This window comes from Glutamicibacter arilaitensis Re117 (assembly GCF_000197735.1).
Lineage (GTDB): Bacteria > Actinomycetota > Actinomycetes > Actinomycetales > Micrococcaceae > Glutamicibacter > Glutamicibacter arilaitensis.
Genome location: NC_014550.1, coordinates 2,974,655 through 2,997,757, shown reverse-complemented (window position 1 = coordinate 2,997,757; position 23,103 = coordinate 2,974,655). Strand labels below are relative to the sequence as shown.

Genomic DNA, 23,103 nt, shown 5'->3' with positions numbered 1-23,103 from the left:
AGGCATGACTAGTCCTCTTCCAACGCCTGCGGCCAAGGGTGCAACGTGGGCCGTTGCGGCCCGTATCTTCATTCCTGCGCTGTGGCTCGGCCTGATCATCGGCATTTCATTCATTGAAGCACCGCTAAAATTCACGGCTCCGGGAATCACTATCCCGTTAGGTCTGGGGATTGGCCGTCGTGTTTTCTTCGCCATGAACATGGTAGAAGTTCTGTTCTTCATCGCGCTGTTGGCCGGTTCGATCAAGCGCGGCGTCGACAAGATGTGGGGCTGGGGCGTTGGAGCAGTTGGTCTCTTGCTCTTGATTAAAACCGTAGCGATCCGCCCGGGACTCTCAGCACGTACAGATGCGGTACTTGCTGGATCATCCGAGAGCGGATCGCTATGGCATTACGCCTATATTGGCGTGGAATTCTTCTTATTTATCGCATTGGCAGCCTTGCTTGTGATGGCCACCAAACGCTGGGTGAGGATTACTTCGCGCTAGCCAATTGGGAAGCTTCGGCGGTAATCATCACAGAATCCAGACGAGCCTGCTCGCCGGTGGGGTAGTGAATGGTAATCAGTTCTTCGGCCTGTGCTGCTGAAGCGAAGTGGCGCAGGTATTCAGCTACCTGATCTCCGGTGCCCACCGCGGTGTAACGCATCATGTCGAGGATTTGCTGCGCCTGCGGCGTATCCATGAGCATATCCACTTCTGCTTCGGTGAACTCCTTCTTCGCGCTGCGTCCCAGGAAGCTTGCTACGCGGTGGCGCTTGGCCACTTCCAGCAGCTCATGGGCGCGTTCAGCGGTTTCCGCGGCAACTACGCCCACTCCGGCAATGACATATGGCTCGGCCAACTGCTCGGACGGGGTGAATTCTTCGCGGTAGACGCGGATCGCTTCATGCAAGGCCGCTGGTGCGAAGTGCGAAGCGAATGAAAACGGAAGGCCCAGCTGGGCCGCCAGCTTGGCACCGAAGAGCGAAGACCCCAAGATATACAGCGGAACGTTGGTTCCGGCGCCGGGGGTCGCTTGCACCGTTGGAATCCTGGATTCCCCGGCCAGGAAGGCCTGCAATTCCAGTACATCGTGTGGGAAGGAATCAGCGGCTGACGGATCACGGCGCAGGGCGCGCAAGGTGGTCATATCGGTGCCGGGTGCGCGTCCCAGACCCAGGTCGATGCGATCGCCATAGATTTCAGCCAACGTGCCGAACTGCTCGGCAATCACCAAAGGCGAATGGTTAGGCAGCATGATGCCGCCAGAACCCAGACGGATCGTCTGCGTGTGGTGGGCGATGTGGCTGATCAGCAGCGAGGTCGCACTGGAAGCAATGGTCGGCATGTTGTGGTGCTCGGCGTACCAGATGCGTTCGTACCCATGGCGCTCTGCAGTTTGCGCCAAACGGACGGAGGACTTGAAAGAGTCGGAAATAGTTGATCCAGGTTCAACCGGAGCAAGATCCAAAATAGAAAGCTTCACACTTGGTACAACCGGTGATCGCCAGGAAGTATTCCTGTAATTCCTATCCCAAACGCAAGAAACGGATATCCGCAGTGCGGATAACCGTTTCTTGGCTAAGTCTGGCGTTAGTGCCAAAGACCTTCTTTAGAGAGCGCGAATGTCTGCAGCCTGCAGACCCTTTGGACCCTCAACAACTTCGAACTCCACCTTCTGGCCCTCGTCCAGGGTACGGAAACCCTGGGTCTGGATTGCAGAGAAGTGTGCGAAGACGTCTGGATCGCCGCTGTCTGGAGCGATGAAGCCGAAGCCCTTTTCAGCGTTGAACCACTTGACGATTCCGGTTGCCATATTCTTATTTGGTCCTTTCAGACGTTTCTCGCCGGTTTAGTTGGCGAGCTTGGTTGTAATCTACGCACGACTCAGGAGTCCGGGTTGGAAGCCTGATAATGCGAAGCAGCCAAGTCATTCACTTCACGTCTAGAAGGGGCTCGCGTCAACCGAGGTGGTACGACATTCACAAACTTCTAACGGGTACTTCGCGAATTACTTTGGAACTACAATGCCTAGCCTACGTGTTTGCTGACGACAATTGAACAACTTTGAACCAATTAATCAAAAATTTGGGAAACTGGTTCACCAAGTTCATCGAAATGCGGGCTTGATGACGCGGAATACTACCCCTGCAGCCAGCAATGACAGCACCGCGGCAATGCCGGAAGTAAGTAATACGCCGTGATCAAAGGCGTGGGCAGCAGATTCCAAGAGCGTTTGGGCATCGCCGGCTGGCAAGGTTGCTGCGAGCTGATGTGCACCACCCAATGTCTCACCTGCCTGCTGGGCCTGCTGGGCTGTCAATGAGCTTGGAACCAGCAGTCGCGCGGAGTACACCGTATTCAAGATGGTGCCCAAGACTGCGACACCTAAAACGGATCCCACTTCGTAGGCGGTTTCCGAGATCGCCGAAGCGGCCCCTGCCTTGGAAGCTGGAACGGCGGCCAGCACCATGTCATTGGAAAGCGTCTCGGTCATGCCGATGCCGGTACCCAAGACCGCAAAGGCAGCCATGAGCATGAAGGAATTGGATCCTTCCCCAGCCAGAATCACAAGCAGGTAGGCGATGGCGGAAAGAATCAGGCCAACGGCCATGATGTTCGGGGTGCCGAAGCGCCGGGACAGGGCCACCGAGAGCAACCCGAATCCCATGGTCAGCACCAAACCAGGGGTCATCCACAGACCTGCCTGCATGGGGGAGAAGCCGGCAATGAGCTGCAGGTGCTGGGAAACGAAGTAGATGAATCCCACCAGCGAGAAAATGCCGATCAGGTTAACCATCAGGGCACCGGAGAACAAGGCGTTGCTGAACAAGCGGACGTCGAGCATGGGCTGTTCGGCCTTGAGCTGTCGACGCACGAAAGTCACACCGCAAAGCACGGTCAGCGCAATTGCCGCCGCCGAGAAATACCACGGGGAAGTTGCCGCGGTTTTGATGGCGTAGACAAAGGGCAGAAGGGTGAAGACCACCAGGATGATTGAGAAGGGATCCACACGCCCGGGATTCGGGTCCTTGGATTCGGGGACTAGGATCATTCCGCCGATGAGCAGCGGCAGCAGCATCGGTACGGCCATGAGGAATACCGAGCCCCACCAGAAGTGCTCCAGCAGCACGCCGCCGACAATTGGGCCGAGCACGGCGCCGCCGGAGAATGCTGCAGCCCATACCGCGATGGCTGTGCGGCGCTCAGCATCATCGGGGAAGATGTTCCGGATCAAGGACAAGGTGGCTGGCATCAGCATGGCGCCGAAGACGCCGAGCAGTGCACGGGCGGCCACCAGCTGGGTGGCGTCGGTGGCAAAAGCAGCCAGGGCGGAAACCAGTGCGAAGCCAGTTGCGCCGATCAGCAATAGCTTGCGACGGCCGATTCGGTCGCCTAGTGAGCCCATGGGTACCAGCAGGCCGGCCAGGATCAGCGGGTAGATGTCGATAATCCATAGCAGCTGGTTGCCCGAGGGAGATAGGGCTTTGGTGATTGCCGGTACAGCGAAGGACAACACGGTGTTGTCCACGGAGATCAACAGTACGGGGAACAGCAAGACCGCCAGTGCCGCCCAACGGCGCGGCTTGCTCAGCACCGATGCTCGTAAGGAGATATTTGAAGTCATGACGTTCGCCCTTGGGGTCGTAAGCGGATGCGCGGAGTGTTACCGCAATTATTAACTGTACCGTCCGGACGGTATAGTTACAATTGTTGGTAAGGTCAGATCGATCACCAATAAACTTTGGAATGGAGAACCATGGCGCGCCCACCTGCTGCCCGCGGCAAAGTGCTCGATGCTTATATCGCACTGCTGTGTGAAGAAGGAGACCGTGCTGCCACGCTCGAAGCAACGGCAGCCCGAGCGGGAGTCTCCAAAGGGGGGCTGCTCTACCACTTCGCCTCCAAGGAAGCCTTGGCCGACGCCGTGATCGAGGCCAGCGAAGAACCCATCGCCAAAGACATTGAAAGCATGTCCAGCTCTGCTGAAGGAGCCTCGGTTTATTACGTGCGCACCAGCGCGGAAGTCAACACCGACCTGGACCGCTATCTCAATGCCTTGCAGCGGCTGGCGCAAGCCGGAAACAAGGCTGCATCAGAGAAGATCGAAATCACCAGTGAGCGCTGGTACCAGTGCATTCTGCACGAAGTGGGAAGCAAGGACGTGGCACATCTGGTGATGCTCACCGGAGAAGGACTCTATGCCCAGCTCGCTCTGCCCGGGACATGGTACGAACGGAATTTTGATGGTGAGCTGGATCGCTTACTAGAGTTAGTCACTAGTATCAAGAAGTTGGGACATCTCAACAAAAAATGAGCAGGAAGTAAGCAATGAAAAAAGACAGCGTTGTCTCTCCACGCGCAGGAAGAGTTGGAGCGCTTCTTGGCATCCTGCTACTTGCTCTGTCGTTACGCGCAGCAGTTGTTTCCGTATCCCCATTGCTCTCCCGCATTGAAACGGATATCCAATTCACGGAATTCACCACCGGTCTTTTGGCCATGCTCGCTCCCATCGCCTTCGCCGTCTTCGGGTTGCTTACTCCACGGCTGATCAAATCATTCGGCTTGGAAACAACCCTGATGATCTCCTTGGGCTTGGCCGTCAGCGGCCAGATTGCCCGCATCTTCATGCCAGAGGTCTACTCTTTCCTGGCCCTGTCCATCGTGACCCTCGCCGGCTATGGCATGGGCAACGTGGTGCTGCCGCCACTGGTTAAGAAGTACTTCCCGGATCGAATCGGCATGGTCACCAGCGGCTACGTCACGATGCTGGCCATTGGCACCTGGATGGCCCCGCAGTTCTCCGTTCCACTGGCCGACCTCACCAGCTGGCAGATGTCCATCGGTTCCTGGGCCGCGCTCTCGGGCATCGTCCTGATTCCATGGTTGGTTCAGCTCTTTGCCGACCGCGGGGTTGATCGTCCGGATAACCCGGTCCATGCCAGCGGGCATCCGCAACCTATTGCCAAGATCAATCCTTGGAAGTCCAAAGTCGCCTGGGGCTTGGCAATCTTCTTGGCCGGAAATTCAGCGCAGACCTACGTCTACTTCACCTGGCTTCCGCCATACCTGCAGAACCGCGGCCTGGATGAGCTGGCAGCAGGCAATATGCTTGCGCTCTTTGCAATCCTCGGTTTGCCGGTCAGCCTCTTGGTGCCGCTATGGGTTCCGCGCCTGAAACACCCGATCTTCGCCGTGCTGATCTTCACCGCTTGCTGGGTGTCCGGACACCTTGGCATCTACCTCTCGCCAACCCAGAACACTGCGGTGTGGATCTGCCTTGCGGGCCTAGGCCAGGGAACCTTCGCGATCGCCTTGCTGATGATGAACCTGCGCTCGCGCACGACCTACGGCTCCGGCGTGCTCTCTGGCTTCGCCCAAGGCTTGGGCTATGCCGGAGCCGCGGTAGTTCCGATGCTCTTCGGAGTGGTGCAAAAAGCCACCGATTCGTGGGGCGCGGCCTTCTCCATGCTCGGTGTCTGCGTCATCGTGATGCTGATCGGAGCATTTATCATCAACTCTCCGCGCACTATCGAAGATGATTCGCCGGGCACCGAAGACCTGGGCAAGCTGGAACGCATCAACTAGAAATGACGCTGCGGTCCGTCGCTGGCAGGAGGCGTGGGATTGGGCCGATGCCAATGGCCGGCGGCCAGTGGGACCGACCAGCCAAAGCGGATGGATGCCACACGGATGGCAAAAGCCAGACCGGCAATCCCGGCACCCACCGCAACATTCATGATCCCCAGATGCCACACCACGGCTGTGAGCGCCGCACCAACCATGGCGGCTAAGGCATAGATATCGCGGGGATTGAACAAATCGGGGGTGACGTTGGAAATGACATCACGCATCAACCCGCCGCCCACACTGGTGATCACGCCAAGGAGGACCGCGGTGACCGGATTGAAATCATTCTCCAAAGCCTTGAGCGTACCTGTGACGCAGAACAGTCCCAGTCCGGCGGCATCGAAGAGCTGGACCAGCCGGTGCAGCTTTTGTACCGACGGGGTGAATGCATAAACGCATAGGGCTGCGAGTACCGGTGGAATAAAGTAGATCGGATGCGCGAATGTTGCCGGGGACTGATTGAGAATCAAGTCTCGGACCACGCCGCCACCTAGGCCGCAGACTCCGCCAAGGAAAGCTGACCCGAGCAGGTCAAAACCGCGGCGGGCGGCCATCAGGGAACCCGCGACGGCGAAAAAGAAAATGCCAATGAGTTCAATCAGGATGTACATTCAAGGCCTCTGACAGGTCAATCGGTCGGACAAGGAACAGTTATTGCGCACCATTGATCTCAGATGAGAAGCTTTGCGACCTTCACTAAGGTGTTGTGATTTCGTGTGCTCACGATGCGCTGCTTTGCCTGCGCATCCATGAGCTTGCCAATGGGATTAGTGGTGCTTTCTCCCTTGCGCACAATCCATGCCACCGCACGGCCCTGGATAGCGTATTCACCATGGTTCTCCAGCCCATCGATGGCCGTTCCAATCTCTTGGGCATCCTGTGCCGTTTCGCAGAGCGTGTAGTACCCATGATGCTCGCCAGCTGGCTGCGGCAAAGGCAACGGGAACGCCGCGGAGAGCTGCTGGATTTCTTCAACGGTATAAACAAGCGTGGGAATTGGGCGCTGATAATGAGATGCCAAGAGCGCGTTGCATTGTTCTTGGATTGCCAGCGGATCGGTGATCTGAACGCTGAGCACCACATTGCCACTGGCCAAAAGTGTTTTCACCTCGGTGAAACCAGCATCCAGAAGCAGCTGCGTCAGATCTTTCATCAGAACTTTGACCCCGCCGACGTTTACTCCACGCAGAAATACGGCGTATCTAGTCATAAGACAATCCAAGCGCATCCGATTGATGCTTGTCGAGCATCGTTTTGCAGGCGAAAGATCGCTAGGATCAAGAACATGCCTCAGCACTTACCTTTTGGATCATGGCCATCAACAATTTCCGCGCAAGAAGTTGCCGCCGGAACCAAACCACTGGGAGGCGCCTGCTTCTTTGCGGACAAGCTCATTGTCCAAGAAGGCCGTCCTGCCGAAGGCGGACGCATCACGCTGATGGAATACGGCACCGACGGAACACCCGGTGCTGAGCTCATTGCCGCTCCATTCAATGTGCGTTCGCGGGTCCACGAATACGGTGGGTCCAGCTGGATGCTGATCGAAGGCGCCACCCCAACCGTTGTCTTTGCGAACTTCGCTGACCAGCGGGTCTACTCCCAGACCGCAGGCGGACACGATGCCATTGAGCTGACTGCGGCCAGTGGTGAGAACGCGGATCCGAAGCTGCGCTTCGCTGAGTTCACCCCAGGACCCGAAGGCACCGTTCTGGCCATTATGGAAGACCTGCGGGCTGAACCGGTGCGCCACATCGTGCAGATCCCGCTTGATGGCAGCGCAGCTAACGATCTGGGCAAGATCCGCATCTTGAGCAGACCTGCACGCTTCGTCGCAGCGCCGCGTTTGAACCCAGCTGGAACCCGGCTGTCCTGGATCAGCTGGGAACACCCGAATATGCCGTGGGATTCCACGCAACTGCACCTGGCTGACTTCTCTGAGCAAGGCATCCTCGAGGACACAGTCATTGCCGGGGGCGAAGAAATCTCGGTAATGCAGCCAGAGTGGCTCGATGATGACCAGCTGGCCTTTATCTCTGACGCCAGCGGCTGGTGGAACCCTTACCTCTACCAGGACAGCTCGGCGCGCACCACCAGGTTAGTAGACCGCCCAGCAGAATTTGCCGGTCCGCTGTGGCAGGTGGGAACCAGTTGGTATTTGGTAGAAAACGCCCACACACTGCTGTGCTCCTACGGGACTGGCACCACCAAGCTGGCGCGACTGCACTCGGATACCGGCGGTTTAGAAGATCTGGCGTTGCCCTTCACCCGAATCCGTCCTTTCGCACTGCGCGACGGTTGGCTGCTTGCCGGTACCTCATCGATGACCCAAGGTGAAGAAATTACCTTGATCAACCTTGAGACCTTGGATCATCACGCGGTGACCCGTGCCATCGCGAAGCTGCCCGAGCCGTCCATGCTTCCTGAGGTTGAAGAATTCGAGTGCAAGAACCTCTCTGGGCAGTCAGTCCACGCTTTGCTCTACCGCCCAGCCCAAGAAGGCTACGCGGGGATGGAAGGGGAACTGCCGCCTTTTGTCACCTTTGTGCATGGTGGACCGACAAGCCAAGCTTCACCCACGCTCAGTGCCACGGTGGCTTATTACACCTCACGCGGCATCGGGGTGGTGGACGTGAACTACGGCGGTTCCACCGGCTACGGACGTGAGTACCGAAATCGCCTGCGCGGGGCCTGGGGCGTGGTGGACGTGGCCGATACCGTCGCGGTGATCAACGCATTGGTTGCCCAGGGAATTGCTGATCCAGCACGCATCGGCATCGAAGGGGGCAGCGCCGGCGGCTGGACTGTATTGTGCGCTCTGACGTTCTCGGATGTCTTCACCGCAGGCATCAGCCGATACGGCGTTTCGGATCTGGTAGGACTGGTTCAGGACACCCACGACTTCGAGTCGCAGTACATGTTCTCGCTGGTCGGACCGTACCCGGAAGCCGCAGACCTCTATGAGAAACGCGCTCCGATCAACCACGTCTCGAAGATCTCCTGCCCGGTCCTGCTCCTGCAGGGCGATGAGGACAAGGTGGTGCCGCCGGCACAATCGCAAGTAGTGGCCGACGCGCTCGCCGAACGGGGCATTGCCCATGCGTACATTCTCTTCGAAGGAGAACAGCATGGTTTCAGGAAGTCCCAGAACATCATCAAGGCGCTGGAAAGCTCTTTGGCTTTCTACGCGCAGATCTTCAAGTTCCAGACCGACGTGCCAAGTATCGAATTGTCCTAGGGCAGATCAACACCGGAATCAGGTGCCTGCCAAGAATCCCGCAAGCGATCCATTTCGCGGCGATCTTTCTTGGTAGGCCGCCCTGCGCCACGTTCACGAATCGGGACCTGCGGAATGATCAGGCGTTCTCGCGGTGGGGTGTGGTCGATGTAGCACTTGACGGCAACTGGTGCGCCAACACGCTTGGAAATCAGTGCGCTGACTTCCAATTCGCGGTCGAATCCGTCCTTGCGCACACGGATGCGATCGCCTGGCACAACGGTTTGCGAAGCTTTGACCGGGTCGCCGTTCAAACGCACATGGCCAGCACGGCACGCAGTAGTTGCGGCAGAACGGGTCTTATAGATGCGTACTGCCCAAAGCCATGCATCGAGACGAACTTTGCCGCTTGTTGGAATTTGGACCATGGCAAAAGTCTAGATCAGCGACCTGTTAGAGCCGCAGTTGGAACTAGTTGGACACCGTTGCGTCGTCGCAAATCTCAACTAGGCGCTCTTGCAATGCCTCAGGTGCCTGATCTCCGGAATTAGCCAGTTCCTGCAGCACATCAACTAGTTCCTGCGGCAGCCCACCGCCCTGAACAGATTTCACGATGGAAGAAAGAACACGCAATTCGCTGGCATCTATGGTGCCGTCTTGGACCGGGGCGCATGCCTGACGCACGATTTCCTTAGAAGCCGCGTCGGTGAGCTGGCTAGCCGCGCCGTTGGCAGTATCCTCAACAAACGCGCAACCGGTGCTCAACAATGCCATAGCTGAGATAGCAACTACCGTTGCTAGCTTCCGAACTTTCTCAATCCCCATAGCAATAAATCTTAGCCATTGAGAATGAGATTCTGCTGAATGCCAACCGAGTCGATCATCTGAAGATTGCAGGCGGTGATGCACAATGGATCGGTGACTAGCGAGCAGAAGAACACCGCAAATGACAGTGCCACCAAGCAGCGAATCATCGCTCAATTGGCCCAAGAACTCTCCGTTGAATCCAAGGTAGCAACCTGGCAGATTACGGCAGCCATTGAGCTTTTGGACTCTGGCTCGACCGTTCCTTTCATTGCCAGGTATCGAAAAGAAGTTACCGGCATGCTCAGCGATAGTCAGCTGCGCCTGCTCGAAGAGCGCCTGCGCTACCTGCGTGAGCTGGAGGAGCGCCGCGCAACAGTTCTGGAAGCCATCGCTGAAGCCGGCAAGCTCACCGACCAGCTTGCCGAAGCTATTGCACAGGCCAGCACCAAGGCTGAACTTGAAGACCTCTACCTGCCGTTCAAATCCAAGCGTCGCACCAAGGCCCAGATTGCCCGCGAAGCAGGACTGGAACCACTAGCTGATCTGCTGCTCTCGGACCCAATGACGGACCCGGTGCAGGCAGCTGCCGACTACCTGAATGCAGAGGCAGGATTCTCCACGGACCAAGACGTGCTTTCGGGTGCGCGCTCCATCGTGACCGAGCGTGTTTCACAGGATGTCGTCCTTGCTGGCGAACTGCGTGAACGTCTGTGGAATACCGGCAAGATTGGTGCGAGCGCCGCGTCAGGTGCCACCGCAGAAGGGCAAGGCAAGTACTCGGACTACCTGGACTACGTGGCGGATCTTGACCGGCTTCCATCCCACCGCGTGCTGGCATTGTTGCGCGGCGAACGCGAAGGCGTGCTGAACCTGCAGCTGGCTGAAGCCGATCCACGCGATGAGGCGGCTTTGGATGAAGCACGCAGTGGGTATGAGAACGCGATTGCTTCTTCGCTGGGACTGAATGTTCCAACCGGTGCACCAGCTGCGAAGTGGATTTCGCAGACCGTGCGTTTGGCGTGGAAGGCCCGCCTGCTCACCCGATTCGAATCCGACCTTCGCTCACGCTTGTTTGAAGCGGCTGAAGATGAATCGGTGAAAATTTTCGCGGCAAATCTTCGCGATGTCCTGCTGGCCGCACCGGCTGGAAACAAGGCAGTACTGGGTTTGGACCCAGGCCTGCGCACAGGGGTCAAGGTTGCCGTGGTCGACCTGACCGGCAAGTCGGTAGAAACGGCAACGATCTATCCGCATGCTCCCGCCAATAAGTGGAATGAATCCCTGGCTGTGCTCATCAAACTGGCAAAGAAGCACGGCACCTCGCTGATCGCTGTCGGCAACGGCACCGCCGGACGTGAAACGGACCGGCTGGCGGCAGAAGTCATCAAGGAGCTCGGCGGCGCGGGCGTTGACCGAGTCATCGTCTCCGAAGCTGGCGCCTCGGTCTACTCTGCCTCTGAACTGGCCAGCCAAGAACTGCCGGACATGGATGTGTCGTTGCGTGGCGCAGTATCGATTGCTCGCCGCTTGCAAGATCCGCTGGCTGAGCTGGTGAAGATTGATCCGAAGTCCATTGGCGTAGGCCAGTACCAGCATGATGTCACCGCTTCGAAGCTGGATCGTGCACTGGATGCCGTGGTTGAAGACTGCGTGAATGCCGTAGGCGTTGACGTCAATACCGCTTCGCCAGCCTTGCTGGCTCGCGTGGCCGGTGTGGGACCGCTGCTCAGCCGCAACATCGTGGATCACCGCAACGCCAACGGTCCTTTCGCTACCCGTAAGGATTTGTTGAAGGTTCCGCGTTTGGGCGCGAAAGCTTTTGAACAGTGTGCTGGATTCTTGCGCATTACTGGTGGCAAGGAAAAACTCGATGCGTCCTCGGTCCACCCCGAAGCCTATGCTTTGGCCAAAACCTTGCAGTCCAGTGCCGAAGCACAGGGCCGCCGACTTGAAGAGCTGAATTTGCAGGAGTTCGTCACCGAGCAGTTCGGCGAACCGACCATTCGTGACGTGATTGCTGAATTGCGCCGTCCTGCTCGCGACCCTCGTGGTGAGTTTGTTACGGCCACCTTGAAGGAGGGTGTAGAGACCATCAAGGACGTTATGCCGGGGATGATCATGGAAGGCACCGTTTCCAACGTTGCCGCCTTCGGTGCGTTCGTGGACTTGGGTGTCCACCAAGATGGCTTGATCCATGTCTCTGCGATGAGCAACAAGTTCATTTCGGATCCGCGCGAAATGGTCAGCTCCGGGCAGATCGTGAAGGTTAAGGTGCTGGAAGTGGACACCGTGCGCAAGCGTATTTCGCTGACTCTGCGACTGGATGACGAACTGCCTGCTGCTGGCGCGGAGGCCAGGAACTCCGGACCAGGCGAACGCAAGGGACCGGGAGCTGGCCGTTCGGCGCGCTCGGGCCAGAAGCGCACTGGGCAGAACCGCACTGGGCAGAACCGCAAGGCCCAGCCCGCGCAGGGCAAACCGGCTGCACCGGGCAACACCGCGATGGCCGAGGCGCTGCGTAGAGCAGGACTGGGCAAGTAGGTTAGCATCGTATCGGCATGCCTAAGTTAGGTTAGTATCGGCTACATTAACTCGATCCCAACTTGGGATGATTCCCTAATTCAGGTTTGACTAAGTGAGTGCGAACTTCGGTGACAAGGTGGCAAAACAGGTTTAGTCTGATGACATGGAACTTACAGGAAAACTGGCAGAAGCCTTCAGCACACAAGTAACTCTCGAACTAACCGCAGCAACGGTTTACCGTCAGCTGGCAGTTGAAATGGAGGTATTGAGCCTTCCAGGCATTGCTGGCTGGTTCCGCGCCCAGGCCGGCGAGGAAATCGTGCACGCGGAAAAGTTCATGACCCACATGACCGACCGCTCGGCCCACCCGAAGATTGGCGAGCAACCAGCACCTACCTTGAACGTGAAGAGCGTTGCAGACGCCTTCGCAGCCTCCTTGGCCCATGAGCAGAAGGTCTCCGAAGCGATTCGCGAGCTGTACCGACTGGCACAGACCGAAGGCGACATCGATTCGATTCCACTGCTGCACTGGTTCATCGACGAGCAGGTTGAAGAAGAGGCCACCGTTGGTGAAATCTTGGACCGCGTCAGGATGATCGGCAACGATGGCAGTGGCCTTCTGCGGTTGGACGCAGAGCTCGGCTCGCGTTCTTCCGCTTCCTAAGAAGGCACGAAGTACGCATCTTCTAAAAATGGAATAAACTTAGGGAAGCAACCGCTGGTTGCTTCCCTAAGTTTTTTCATTTGAGGTGGTTGTGAACCAGGTGGGCTTTCCACATCAGTCGGCTCGGACGTCGTCCGTTACCAATACCCACCGGACGACTGCCTCACTCAAGCTACGCAAAGGTGCCGGCCGGCACTACGTTGTACAGAGTCATTTAGATCAGGGCACCGAGCTTGTATTGATCGAGGTCAAGGGTTCGTGGGCGCATGTACTCGTGCACCAAACGTACGGTTGGCTGCCTAACGTCTATCTTGAGGCGATTCCGGCGGTCTTTGACGAGCCTGTAATTTCCGAGGACGAGGATGAGTTGGCCGAGCCAGTTCTTTCTCGTTATTCATTGATTGAAGCCACCCACGTGACAACGGCAACGTTGAATCTTCGCAAAGGCAGCGGAACTGGTTACCCGGTGCTCAAGGTCATTGACCAGGGTTCCAAGGTTCGTTCAATGCTTCAGCAGGGACTGTGGTCCCAGGTTCAGTGCGGCAAGTTGCTGGGTTGGGTTCCAAGCATGTACTTGCAGCAGGTTCCATCGCGTCCAGCAAAGGGCGGATTGATTGCGGTTCCTAATCAGCGTGCGCTGACCACTATTGGTCTGAACGCGCGTCGCGGTCCAGGGGATCATTATTCGCTGGTGCGTATTCTCCCGGCGGATACGGCGGTTGTCATTGTGGCCCGTCAGGGCGCGTGGCGGCGGATCGACCGTGACGGCGAGGAAATGTGGATCCCTGCCAGCCAACTGCGGACAGTGTATTAACGAGCCGGACGTTACCGCTAGGCGATCTGCAGATCTGCTGAAGAAACTAATCCGGATTCTGTAGCAATGACCGCAAGCTGCACTCTATTGGTCACGTCCAGTTCCTCCATGATGCGTGCCAAGTGGAGCTTCACTGATCCTTCGGAAATGTGTGCGATGCGCGCGATCTGCGAATTGGTCAGGCCTGCCGCGACCAAGCGCGCAAGGCTGCGATCGCGTTCGCTGAGCTTGCGTACGGCAGTTTGCTGAGTGGACCGCCGGACAATGCGTGCTGTCGGCTCCCAGCCGTCTTCGGGTTGCGCGAAAAGCTGATAACCGGCGGTGAGCATCCGCAAAGCGCTGGGCAGTTCTGAGCTGATGGAGCTTTTCGATATCAGCCCAGAGGTGCCAGCATCGTACGCTTGGGAAATCTCGTCTCTCCGGTATCGGGTAGCCAGTACAACGATCTTGGTAGTTGGCGTCTTTTCGGTGATTTCTCTGATCGAACTGAGCAGGTCTGTTCCGTTCAGCGATGATTCCAGGATGACGATGTCCGGCTTCAAATCGATCGCCGCTTGAACAGCCTCGGACATGCAATCCGAAACGTGCTCGATCACCATGTCATTGGCCTCAGCCAAGACGCCAGCAATCCCGGCCCGTGAAAAATGATCACTATCGGCCAGATGAATACGGATGTGCGACATACAAGAATCCTCAGTCCTTAAAACCACTGTTGTCCTGGCCAAGCCGTCGCACCGCATCCAGTCGCGACGTGCGGTAGCAGGTGAAACACCAGTCTATGGCCATCTGGCCCAATTTCTTGACTTGACAGTTAGCACCGCGAGGTTGTTGTCATATTGTTACATCACTGTTTGGGTAAATTTCAGGTCAGCCGTTGTAAGTGCGTTATTTTCTCTAATGGCAAGAAGTTAAATTACTGCTCAGTATTACCTGCTGGCCATCGATTCTGACCGTGTGGCTAAGAAATTTGACCTGAGTATGCAAAGAAATGGCTGAAAGAAACCTGTGAGTCAGGGTTCATTAACCGTAGAGTCAAACGTGGGCTTTTACGAGTTTCCTGATCACAACCATCTTTTGGAGGATAGTGGTGCAAGCAAATAATTTGTCACCTAAGAATGGCAAGAAACCGCGTGCCGCACGCCGAGTTCTTGCCGGTGCAGTCGTTGCCAGTCTTTTCGTGGCTCCTACCGTAACTGCCGCATACGCGGCACCTGCTGATGGCTCTGAAGCATTGGGCCGCGTGCTGGACGTGAACTTGCTAGATATTCCTGTTGCTGACGCTGGTTTTGCCTACGCCGGTAATCCAAGCTCGCCGGGCCCAGTTCATGATTCGCTAAACGTTGAAGTTTTAAGCGGTCTGACCCTTGACCTGGGTACCGGACTAAGCACAATGCCATTGATCAATGGCAATGGTGACGGACTTTTGACCTTGGGCGAAGCAGGTCTTGTTAGCTCATACGCCGAGGCCCCGAGTACTACTAGCGCGAAGGCAGGAGCAGGCGCAGTTAGCTCCGACGGTGCAATCGGTCTCGACGACATTAGCTCGGACGATATGACTGCGAACGTCGACTTGACCCGATTGCTTGGTCAACTCGGTGTAGACGGATTGACCGACCAGATTATCGACGAAGCATCGCTGGAGATCGGCGCGTTGGGCTCAACCGCTGACAAGACCGACGGCACCTTGGACAGGCAATACCTAGTCGCAGGCGCCTCTGCCACCGTTAGCAGCCCTGCAGTCGAAGGGTTGACCGGCTCCCTTGGATCCGTTGTTGATGGTCTCGGCGACACCCTGAATACCACTCTCTCAGTTGACGGCGCGCTGGGTACTATTGTCTCGCAGCTTGAGGCCCTCTCGATCCCATTGGGACTCTTGGGAACTTTAGGTGTGACGGAAGCCAGCGTTGGTCTCGAAGGGTTGGCAGCAGCTCTCGACCAGGTGAAGAACGACGTCCTAACTGGTGTTATCACCACTAATACGGGGCTCGTTTCCATTGATCTGGGATCGGGAGATGTTACCGTCGATCTTGCGCAAATCACCACGGGCGGACTAAATGGCAAGACGCCGAACTATGAAGTTCTGAGCCCCACCGCTGTCCAAGAAATCGCCGATGAAATTACCTTGGCGTTGTCGAACCTGATTACCGATCTGCGCGATACTCTGGTTGCGGCCTTGGACGAAATCGACATCGTAGTAAATCTTGGTGTCAATCTCGGACTAGTCGACGGCACTGCTGATATCACTGGCAGTGTTGCAAGCTTCTTGGGCCTGGTCGAAACAGACCCAACCACTGTCGTTGACCTGGATGTTCTGGGTCTGGATCTCGGCGCCGTTGTAACTCCACTGCTTGAAGGCGTAACTGGAATCGTTGGGGGTGCAGTTGGCACGGCGATCAACCCTATGATTAACGGTCTTGCCGGCACGATCACTGGAATCGTCGAGGACGTAACGGAGCCTCTGGAACCAGTAGTAGAAGGGGTTCTGAACGAGATCGTTGAGATCACCGTCAATGAGCAGGGATCCACTGCAATCTACGATCCGATAACTGACACGGAATCCACGGAGGCTGGCGACTACGTTGCTGCGCTTTCGGTGACGCTGCTGCCTGCAATGGGTCATAGTGCAAACAAGATCTCGTTTGCACGTTCCGAGGTACGAGCTGCGGATGAAGCATCAGTCATCATCACTTCCCCGGAAACTGGTGCACAGATTCCGGAAGGCGAAGTCGTTACAGTCGAAGGTACTGCTGAACCAGGCAAGACCATCACCGTAACGCTAGATGATTTGACCCGGGAAGATATCGTTGACGAAGACGGAACTTGGACCGTCGACTTTGAAGGTGTGACTCCCGGTGAAAAGACTGCAGTAGCGACTGACGGAGACGACGACGATGCGTCCACGGACGAAGTTTCGTTCAGCATTGTGGTTTCCAATACTAATGAGAACACCGCGGATAATACGGCGGAGAACACTGACGCGAACACCGAAGCGAACACCGATGTGAACACTGCGGATAACGCTGATGCGAACACCGATGCCAACACGGATGCGAATACTGACGCGAACACCGATGTGAACACTGCGGATAACGCTGATGCGAACACCGATGCCAACACGGATGTGAACACCGATGTGAACACTGCGGATAACGCTGATGCGAACACCGATGCGAACACCGATGTGAACACTGCGGATAACGCTGATGCGAACACCGATGCCAACACTGATGCGAACACCGATGTGAACACTGCGGATAACGCTGATGCGAACACCGATGCCAACACGGATGCGAACACCGATGTGAACACTGATGATAACGCTGATGCGAACACCGATGCCAACACGGATGCGAACACTGATGCGAACACCGATGTGAACACTGATGATAACACTGATGCGAACACCGATGCCAACACGGATGCGAACACTGATGCGAACACCGATGTGAACACTGATGATAACACTGATGCGAACACCGATGCCAACACGGATGCGAACACTGATGCGAACACTGATGTGAACACTGATGATAACACTGATGCGAACACTGATGCCAACACTGATGCGAACACTGATGCGAACACTGATGTGAACACTGATGATAACACTGATGCGAACACTGATGCCAACACTGATGCGAACACTGATGCGAACACTGATGTGAACACTGATGAGAACACTGATGCGAACACTGATGCGAACACTGATGCGAACACTGATGCGAACACTGATGTGAACACTGATGTGAACACTGATGAGAACACTGATGCGAACACTGATGCCAACACTGATGCGAACACTGATGCGAACACTGATGTGAACACTGATGATAACACTGATGCGAACACTGATGTGAACACTGATGATAACACTGATGCGAACACCGATGCCAACACGGATGCGAACACCGATGTGAACACTGCGGATAACGCTGATGCGAACACCGATGCCAACACGGATGTGAACACCGATGTGAACACCGATGTGAACACTGCGGATAACGCTGATGCGAACACCGATGCCAACACGGATGCGAACACTGACGCGAACACCGATGTGAACACTGCGGATAACGCTGATGCGAACACCGATGCCAACACGGATGCGAATACTGACGCGAACACCGATGTGAACACTGCGGATAACGCTGATGCGAACACCGATGCCAACACGGATGCGAATACTGACGCGAACACCGATGTGAACACTGCGGAAAACGCTGATGCGAACACCGATGCCAACACGGATGCGAATACTGACGCGAACACCGATGTGAACACTGCGGATAACGCTGATGCGAACACCGATGCCAACACGGATGTGAACACCGATGCCAACACGGATGCGAATACTGACGCGAACACCGATGTGAACACTGCGGATAACGCTGATGCGAACACCGATGCCAACACGGATGTGAACACCGATGCCAACACGGATGCGAACACCGATGTGAACACTGCGGATAACGCTGATGCGAACACCGATGCCAACACGGATGTGAACACCGATGTGAACACTGCGGATAACGCTGATGCGAACACCGATGCCAACACGGATGCGAATACTGACGCGAACACCGATGTGAACACTGCGGATAACGCTGATGCGAACACCGATGCCAACACGGCGGATAATTCGGCTGAGAACACTGGCGACAACACTGCGGACAACACTGAGCACCCGATCGTCAGCGTTGTGCCTGATTCCGTTACGGAAGGCGACGAAGTTACCGTGATTGGTGACAAGTTCACTCCGGAAGGCAACGTCAAGGTAATCATCCGAAACTCAAATGGTGAAGAAACCCCAGTACATGAGGGCGATGTCATCGTTGATGAAGATGGTCGATTCGAGTACAAGTACGATACCGGTGGCTTGCCAGAGGGTATCTACACCGTTGAAGTGACGGACGAAGAAACCGGAAAGACTTACACTGAGTACTTCCAGGTAACTCCGGACGATGCCGCTGAGAACGAAGTTCACATCGATATCACTCCTAATCGTTTGGTCAAGGGTGAATCGGGAATCGTAACCGGTAAAGAGTTCACCGCAAATGGTGAAGTCAAGGTCGAGCAGAGCCAGCTGGGCGACACCAGCTCGGACGTAGCCAAGATCGCTGCTGCTGCCATGCCTGAAACCGTTACCGCTGACGACAAGGGCGACATTAGCTTCGAGGTCGACTCGACTGATTTGGCACTTGGTAGCTACTTGATCGTTGCAACTGATGCTGAAAGCGACGCATACGGGTTCACAACCTTCACCGTTGTGGCTGACGATTCGACGGATGTGAACACGGCAGATAACACGGATGTGAACACTGCGGATAACGCTGATGCGAACACCGATGCGAACACGGATGTGAACACTGCGGATAACGCTGATGCGAACACCGATGCGAACACCGATGCGAACACGGATGTGAACACTGCGGATAACGCTGACGCGAACACGGACGCGAACACTGCGGATAACGCTGATGCGAACACGGACGCGAACACGGATGTGAACACGGATGTGAACACTGCGGATAACGCTGATGCGAACACGGACGCGAACACTGCGGATAACGCTGATGCGAACACGGACGCGAACACGGATGTGAACACGGATGTGAACACTGCGGATAACGCTGATGCGAACACCGATGCGAACACTGCGGATAACGCTGATGCGAACACCTCGGATAACTCGGACTCAAAGTCCGATGACTCCAAGGGAACCCAGAAGGACGATTCCAAGAAGGATCGCCTGGCAGATACCGGTTCTAGTGGAGCTCTCTGGATTAGTGCAGGTGCGCTGGCACTTGTACTGCTCGGAGCCGGTGTGACTGTGCTCGCGCGAAAGCGTTCAGCATAGTCGAATTGCAGTAATTTGAAATAGGAGGGGCATTTAAACGATGCCCCTCCCATTTCGCTTTCTAGTAGTCTTTACAACAATTCACGGGTGTCGAAGAATTTGGAGACAATAGCTTGATGAGGCAACAGAAAACTAAGCCCAAGCTGTTTACAGTGCTGGTGCTTTTAATTGCGGGTGTGGCCGCCTTGGGGCACGTCGGTGCCACATTGGCGTTTACCGGTCCTTCAACACCCATCAAGTCATCATTACAGCCAGAATTGAACAAGTATTTTCTTGGACCGCTGGACCAAGGCTGGAGTCTTTTTGCACCTGGGCCGTATTCGCAGGATGAATACTTCACAATGCGTGCATGTCTCTCCAGCGCGGAAATTTGTGCCAAAGGCAGCAAGCATGGCGCTAAATTTTCTGAGTGGCGCGATGTTACGGCCGAGGAAATGGAAAGCCGTGCCGGCAATATGTTTGCCAATCGTGAATCAAAACAGTCTAAGTCTATTCACGGACGGCTGTGGAGCGCTGCATCGAATTTGACCGCGGATTCTCGATCGCAAATCGCTAGACCGTTTATTCAGGGAACACCGGTCTTCGGCGTGGACCTGAATTCAGATGAGGCTCGCGAGAAATATTCTGCAACAGCATTGAGTAATCTAAGAGCCTATAAACGCATGGAAGATACAGCCGTCGGATTCGCATCGCTTTACGCCATAGAACAGTGGGGCGGAGCATCAATGGTCGAAATTAAGCTTCGACGCGAACCGATTGTTCCGTTCGCTCAGCGAAACGACGAGAACTCAACAACGAAAACTCGCGAAACCTACATCGGATGGCGAGATACCAAGGAATTTAGCCAAGCGGCGGTGTTGGTATGGAGCTGAAACATCAAACGAGCAGTGCTCCTTCGATCGGCGGATGGATCTCTAAGAATCGCGCTTTCTTCCCCAATGCATTGACCTGGGTCTACAGATGGTTTACCGCGAACCGGCATGCGCCATACGGTCTTGCAGTCATGCGCATGGCGTCGGGACTTTTTATTCTGGGTTGGTTGATCGCCAACATACCTGTCGCTACCAAGATCTGGGGGCCGGGTTCTGAGTACCTTGAACCCTATCGTTCTGTGCTTGGCTACAAATGGCCTTTGGACATTCTGCGAGATGCGGGGCTCGGGTTCTTCGTCTTCTGGTACGTGATGGCTATCGTATTGGCAATCGTATTTGTGGTTGGTTGGCAAACTCGATTTGTCACTCCGCTCTTCTTCATTTTTTATACGGCGATCAACGCACAAAATACGCCAGTTTCCGACGGTGGAAACTACTTCATCCGTATCATGCTGATCTATTTGATTTTTGCTGACTTGTCTAAGCACTGGTCTGTGGATTCTTGGCTACGTAGACGCGCAGGGAAAACGAAAAAGGAAATCGAAGCAGTTACGGTCCTGCACAACCTTGCGCTGTGCCTGGTTGTAGCCCAACTTTGCATGGTCTATCTTGAAGCAGGACTGTACAAGGTTCAAGGCAAACTCTGGCAAAACGGTACGGCAATGTACTATCCGGTTAGTTCCGAGGCGTACGGTGTCTTCCCTTGGCTTAGCGATTTAATTACCACGAATTCGTGGATCGTTGCTTTGACTACCTACGTGACTGTTGTTGCTCAAATTGCATTCCCATTCATGCTGTTCCATAAGATCAGCCGGAGAATTGCGTTGGTTACTATTCTTGGAATGCATATCGGCATCGCAGTTGTTATGGGCCTCCCTTTCTTCTCAGGCATTATGGCTTCCGCAGACGCGGTGCTGGTGTCTAGCGCGACCTGGCTGACGATTCAGCGCTGGCTGTACGGGGTGTGGAACGACCGGTTCCGTACGAAGAAGCCGTCGCTGAAGATTTCTGAAAAGATCGAAATCAACGAGAAATCAGCCGAAAAAGTCTCTTCCAACGCTTAGCCGAAGAGGCTCTTGAGCATAAATTTAGGGGCGAACCGTTTTGGTTCGCCCCTAAAATTATGTAGCTGGTACTTTGCGTCGCTGTTGCGGATCTAGGCGGATTACTCGCCTACGTAGAACAGACGCTTGTTCACGAACTCGTCCATGCCCAGTGGTCCAAGTTCTCGGCCGAAGCCTGAGCGCTTGACGCCACCGAATGGCATCTCTGCTCCTTCGGCGCTGGCTGCGTTGACGTTGGTCATGCCGGACTGCAGCTTCTGTGCCACCTTGGATGCGCGCTCAACATCGGTGGAGTGCACCGATCCGCCAAGGCCGTAGATGGTGTCATTGGCCAGCTCGGTTGCTTCTTCGTCGCTGGATACCTTGTAGACGACGGCTACCGGACCGAAGAGCTCTTCGTAGTAGGCGCGCATGTCCTTGGTGATCCCGGTGAGCACAGCAGGGGAGTAGTAGGCCGAAGGGCCATCATGCAGCACGCCGCCTGCATGCAGGGTAGCGCCCTTGGCGACCGCATCCTGAACCTGCTCGTGCAGCGCTTCTGCAGCCTGGCGCGAGGAAAGCGGAGCGAAGGTTCCCTCGGCTTCTTCCATTGGGTCCCCTGGCTTCAGGCCTTCGGCGCGCTTGGTCAGTTCGGAAACGAACTCGTCGTAGATGTCGTCCATGACAATCATGCGTTTGTTCGAGTTGCATGCCTGGCCGGTGTTATCGATGCGGTAGCCCCAGGCGGTATCCACAATGCCCGAGACATCATCGGAGTCCAGCACAACGAAAGGATCCGAGCCGCCCAGCTCCAGTACTGCCTTCTTCAGGTTGCGTCCGGCCTGCTCGCCGATGATTGCGCCAGCGCGCTCCGAGCCGGTCAGCGAGACGCCCTGGACGCGGGAGTCGGCGATGATGGTGGAGATCTGGTCGTGGGTAGCGAACAGGTTGTTGTAGACACCTGCCGGGACGCCGGCTTCATCCATGATTTCTTGGATGGCCAGTGCCGAACGCGGGCAGGATTCTGCATGCTTCAAGATGATGGTGTTGCCCAGCATCAGGTTAGGCGCTGCGAAACGGGCTACCTGGTACAGCGGGAAGTTCCACGGCATGATGCCCAGCAGCGGGCCAACTGGACGCTTCTGCACGATGGCTTTGCCACCGGAGAAGGACTTGATTTCCTGGTCTGCGGCCAAGGTCGGGCCTTCGGTAGCGAAGTATTCAAAGATTTCCTGGCAAAATTCTGCCTCGCCCACGGCTTCAGACAATGGCTTGCCCATTTCCGTGGTCATGATCTTGCCCAGTTCCGCTGCACGTTCAGCGAAGAGTGCGCCGACCTTGGAAACAATCTTGGCACGCTCGGTGATATCAACGTCCTGCCATGACTCGTAGGCGCTTTGCGCTGCGGTCAGTGCCTGTTGAACTTGGTCATCGGTTGCCGCGTTGAATTCTTCAACAACTTCACCGGTAGCCGGGTTCAAGACCTTGTAGGTTGGGGCGCTCATCAATGCTCCTGTCGTAGGTACCAAAGTGGTTGGCGTAAGCCCTATGCGCTTACGCTATCGAACTTCACGCAATAAATGAATGTAATTCACTTCATATTTCGTCTACTTTGAGCCTATCTGGAGAAACCATTTTGAGCCACCACAGAACAGCAGGCATTGGGCTGAAAATCTGGATGCTGACCGAAGGGAAAGA

The 23,103-nt window shown here is 55.8% G+C and carries 19 protein-coding genes; 10 read left to right on the top strand and 9 right to left on the bottom strand.

The window, feature by feature from the left end; all coding sequences use genetic code 11:
- Positions 1–4 precede the first annotated feature (4 nt).
- The gene (locus AARI_RS14330; protein WP_013350001.1) at positions 5–487 is read left to right on the top strand and encodes a hypothetical protein; all 483 of its coding nucleotides are present in this window, start codon (positions 5–7) and stop codon (positions 485–487) included.
- On the opposite strand, the gene AARI_RS14325 is transcribed toward AARI_RS14330, so the two are convergent.
- The 3 genes from AARI_RS14325 to AARI_RS14315 form a co-directional block, all read right to left on the bottom strand.
- The gene (locus AARI_RS14325; protein ID WP_013350000.1) at positions 474–1,466 is read right to left on the bottom strand and encodes an LLM class flavin-dependent oxidoreductase; all 993 of its coding nucleotides are present in this window, start codon (positions 1,464–1,466) and stop codon (positions 474–476) included. The two genes, AARI_RS14330 and AARI_RS14325, sit on opposite strands and share 14 nt — an antisense overlap.
- A gap of 126 nt (positions 1,467–1,592) precedes the next feature.
- Positions 1,593–1,796 carry a cold-shock protein gene (locus AARI_RS14320; protein ID WP_013349999.1) on the bottom strand — a complete coding sequence of 68 codons (204 nt, stop codon included), beginning with the start codon at positions 1,794–1,796 and terminating at the stop codon, positions 1,593–1,595.
- Between the two features lie 294 nt (positions 1,797–2,090).
- Positions 2,091–3,608 (bottom strand): MFS transporter, encoded by a 1,518-nt coding sequence (locus tag AARI_RS14315; RefSeq protein ID WP_013349998.1) that lies wholly within the window; start codon positions 3,606–3,608, stop codon positions 2,091–2,093.
- A 132-nt stretch (positions 3,609–3,740) separates the two neighbouring features.
- Here AARI_RS14315 and AARI_RS14310 point away from each other — a divergent pair, with 132 nt between their 5' ends.
- Together AARI_RS14310 and AARI_RS14305 are read left to right on the top strand one after the other, a co-directional pair.
- On the top strand, positions 3,741–4,298 hold the full coding sequence (locus AARI_RS14310) for a TetR/AcrR family transcriptional regulator (RefSeq protein ID WP_013349997.1): 558 nt from the start codon (positions 3,741–3,743) through the stop codon (positions 4,296–4,298).
- Between the two features lie 14 nt (positions 4,299–4,312).
- The gene (locus tag AARI_RS14305; RefSeq protein WP_013349996.1) at positions 4,313–5,569 is read left to right on the top strand and encodes an MFS transporter; all 1,257 of its coding nucleotides are present in this window, start codon (positions 4,313–4,315) and stop codon (positions 5,567–5,569) included.
- Here AARI_RS14305 and AARI_RS14300 read toward each other — a convergent pair.
- Both AARI_RS14300 and AARI_RS18715 read right to left on the bottom strand, forming a co-directional pair.
- A complete protein-coding gene (locus AARI_RS14300; protein WP_013349995.1) occupies positions 5,566–6,222 on the bottom strand; it encodes a trimeric intracellular cation channel family protein in 657 nt (218 codons plus the stop codon). The genes AARI_RS14305 and AARI_RS14300 overlap by 4 nt on opposite strands.
- A 59-nt stretch (positions 6,223–6,281) precedes the next feature.
- Positions 6,282–6,908 (bottom strand): DUF1697 domain-containing protein, encoded by a 627-nt coding sequence (locus tag AARI_RS18715; RefSeq protein ID WP_231849396.1) that lies wholly within the window; start codon positions 6,906–6,908, stop codon positions 6,282–6,284.
- On the opposite strand from AARI_RS18715, the gene AARI_RS14290 reads away from it, so the two are divergent.
- Positions 6,897–8,846, top strand: coding sequence for a S9 family peptidase (locus tag AARI_RS14290; RefSeq protein ID WP_013349993.1), 1,950 nt, complete (start codon positions 6,897–6,899; stop codon positions 8,844–8,846). The genes AARI_RS18715 and AARI_RS14290 overlap by 12 nt on opposite strands.
- Here the strand turns inward: AARI_RS14290 and AARI_RS14285 are convergent.
- Positions 8,843–9,253, bottom strand: coding sequence for an RNA-binding S4 domain-containing protein (locus AARI_RS14285; protein ID WP_013349992.1), 411 nt, complete (start codon positions 9,251–9,253; stop codon positions 8,843–8,845). The two genes, AARI_RS14290 and AARI_RS14285, sit on opposite strands and share 4 nt — an antisense overlap.
- Positions 9,254–9,296: 43 nt before the next feature.
- Entirely contained in the window at positions 9,297–9,599 is a 303-nt protein-coding gene (locus tag AARI_RS14280) for a hypothetical protein (protein WP_102599145.1), read from the bottom strand.
- Between the two features lie 129 nt (positions 9,600–9,728).
- Here AARI_RS14280 and AARI_RS14275 point away from each other — a divergent pair, with 129 nt between their 5' ends.
- The 3 genes from AARI_RS14275 (at position 9,729) to AARI_RS14265 (ending at position 13,633) form a co-directional block, all read left to right on the top strand.
- Positions 9,729–12,173 (top strand): Tex family protein, encoded by a 2,445-nt coding sequence (locus AARI_RS14275; protein ID WP_041648994.1) that lies wholly within the window; start codon positions 9,729–9,731, stop codon positions 12,171–12,173.
- A gap of 145 nt (positions 12,174–12,318) precedes the next feature.
- Positions 12,319–12,819 carry a ferritin gene (locus tag AARI_RS14270; RefSeq protein ID WP_013349989.1) on the top strand — a complete coding sequence of 167 codons (501 nt, stop codon included), beginning with the start codon at positions 12,319–12,321 and terminating at the stop codon, positions 12,817–12,819.
- A 274-nt stretch (positions 12,820–13,093) separates the two neighbouring features.
- Positions 13,094–13,633, top strand: coding sequence for an SH3 domain-containing protein (locus tag AARI_RS14265; protein WP_146041039.1), 540 nt, complete (start codon positions 13,094–13,096; stop codon positions 13,631–13,633).
- Positions 13,634–13,650: 17 nt separating this feature from the next.
- Here the strand turns inward: AARI_RS14265 and AARI_RS14260 are convergent, their stop codons facing one another.
- Entirely contained in the window at positions 13,651–14,316 is a 666-nt protein-coding gene (locus AARI_RS14260) for a response regulator transcription factor (RefSeq protein ID WP_013349987.1), read from the bottom strand.
- A gap of 419 nt (positions 14,317–14,735) precedes the next feature.
- Here AARI_RS14260 and AARI_RS19855 point away from each other — a divergent pair, with 419 nt between their 5' ends.
- The 3 genes from AARI_RS19855 to AARI_RS14245 all read left to right on the top strand — a co-directional run bounded on the left by AARI_RS19855 (position 14,736) and on the right by AARI_RS14245 (position 21,426).
- Entirely contained in the window at positions 14,736–19,490 is a 4,755-nt protein-coding gene (locus AARI_RS19855; protein WP_013349986.1) for a choice-of-anchor G family protein, read from the top strand.
- A 116-nt stretch (positions 19,491–19,606) separates the two neighbouring features.
- Positions 19,607–20,362 (top strand): DUF5819 family protein, encoded by a 756-nt coding sequence (locus AARI_RS14250; protein WP_041648988.1) that lies wholly within the window; start codon positions 19,607–19,609, stop codon positions 20,360–20,362.
- Positions 20,353–21,426 (top strand): HTTM domain-containing protein, encoded by a 1,074-nt coding sequence (locus tag AARI_RS14245; protein ID WP_041648986.1) that lies wholly within the window; start codon positions 20,353–20,355, stop codon positions 21,424–21,426. Before AARI_RS14250 ends, AARI_RS14245 begins: the two co-directional genes overlap by 10 nt.
- A 101-nt stretch (positions 21,427–21,527) precedes the next feature.
- Here AARI_RS14245 and AARI_RS14240 read toward each other — a convergent pair whose 3' ends face one another.
- A complete protein-coding gene (locus tag AARI_RS14240) occupies positions 21,528–22,910 on the bottom strand; it encodes an NAD-dependent succinate-semialdehyde dehydrogenase (RefSeq protein ID WP_013349983.1) in 1,383 nt (460 codons plus the stop codon).
- Between the last annotated feature and the right edge of the window lie 193 nt (positions 22,911–23,103).

Excerpts from the sequence above, each read along its gene's own strand:
- AARI_RS14330 (WP_013350001.1), top strand. The coding sequence starts at position 5 with ATGACTAGTCCTCTTCCAACGCCTGCGGCCAAGGGTGCAACGTGGGCC.
- AARI_RS14320 (WP_013349999.1), bottom strand. The coding sequence starts at position 1,796 with ATGGCAACCGGAATCGTCAAGTGGTTCAACGCTGAAAAGGGCTTCGGC.
- AARI_RS14315 (WP_013349998.1), bottom strand. The coding sequence starts at position 3,608 with ATGACTTCAAATATCTCCTTACGAGCATCGGTGCTGAGCAAGCCGCGC.
- AARI_RS14310 (WP_013349997.1), top strand. The coding sequence starts at position 3,741 with ATGGCGCGCCCACCTGCTGCCCGCGGCAAAGTGCTCGATGCTTATATC.
- AARI_RS14305 (WP_013349996.1), top strand. The coding sequence starts at position 4,313 with ATGAAAAAAGACAGCGTTGTCTCTCCACGCGCAGGAAGAGTTGGAGCG.
- AARI_RS14300 (WP_013349995.1), bottom strand. The coding sequence starts at position 6,222 with ATGTACATCCTGATTGAACTCATTGGCATTTTCTTTTTCGCCGTCGCG.
- AARI_RS14290 (WP_013349993.1), top strand. The coding sequence starts at position 6,897 with ATGCCTCAGCACTTACCTTTTGGATCATGGCCATCAACAATTTCCGCG.
- AARI_RS14285 (WP_013349992.1), bottom strand. The coding sequence starts at position 9,253 with ATGGTCCAAATTCCAACAAGCGGCAAAGTTCGTCTCGATGCATGGCTT.
- AARI_RS14280 (WP_102599145.1), bottom strand. The coding sequence starts at position 9,599 with ATGGCATTGTTGAGCACCGGTTGCGCGTTTGTTGAGGATACTGCCAAC.
- AARI_RS14275 (WP_041648994.1), top strand. The coding sequence starts at position 9,729 with ATGCACAATGGATCGGTGACTAGCGAGCAGAAGAACACCGCAAATGAC.
- AARI_RS14270 (WP_013349989.1), top strand. The coding sequence starts at position 12,319 with ATGGAACTTACAGGAAAACTGGCAGAAGCCTTCAGCACACAAGTAACT.
- AARI_RS14260 (WP_013349987.1), bottom strand. The coding sequence starts at position 14,316 with ATGTCGCACATCCGTATTCATCTGGCCGATAGTGATCATTTTTCACGG.
- AARI_RS14250 (WP_041648988.1), top strand. The coding sequence starts at position 19,607 with ATGAGGCAACAGAAAACTAAGCCCAAGCTGTTTACAGTGCTGGTGCTT.
- AARI_RS14245 (WP_041648986.1), top strand. The coding sequence starts at position 20,353 with ATGGAGCTGAAACATCAAACGAGCAGTGCTCCTTCGATCGGCGGATGG.
- AARI_RS14240 (WP_013349983.1), bottom strand. The coding sequence starts at position 22,910 with ATGAGCGCCCCAACCTACAAGGTCTTGAACCCGGCTACCGGTGAAGTT.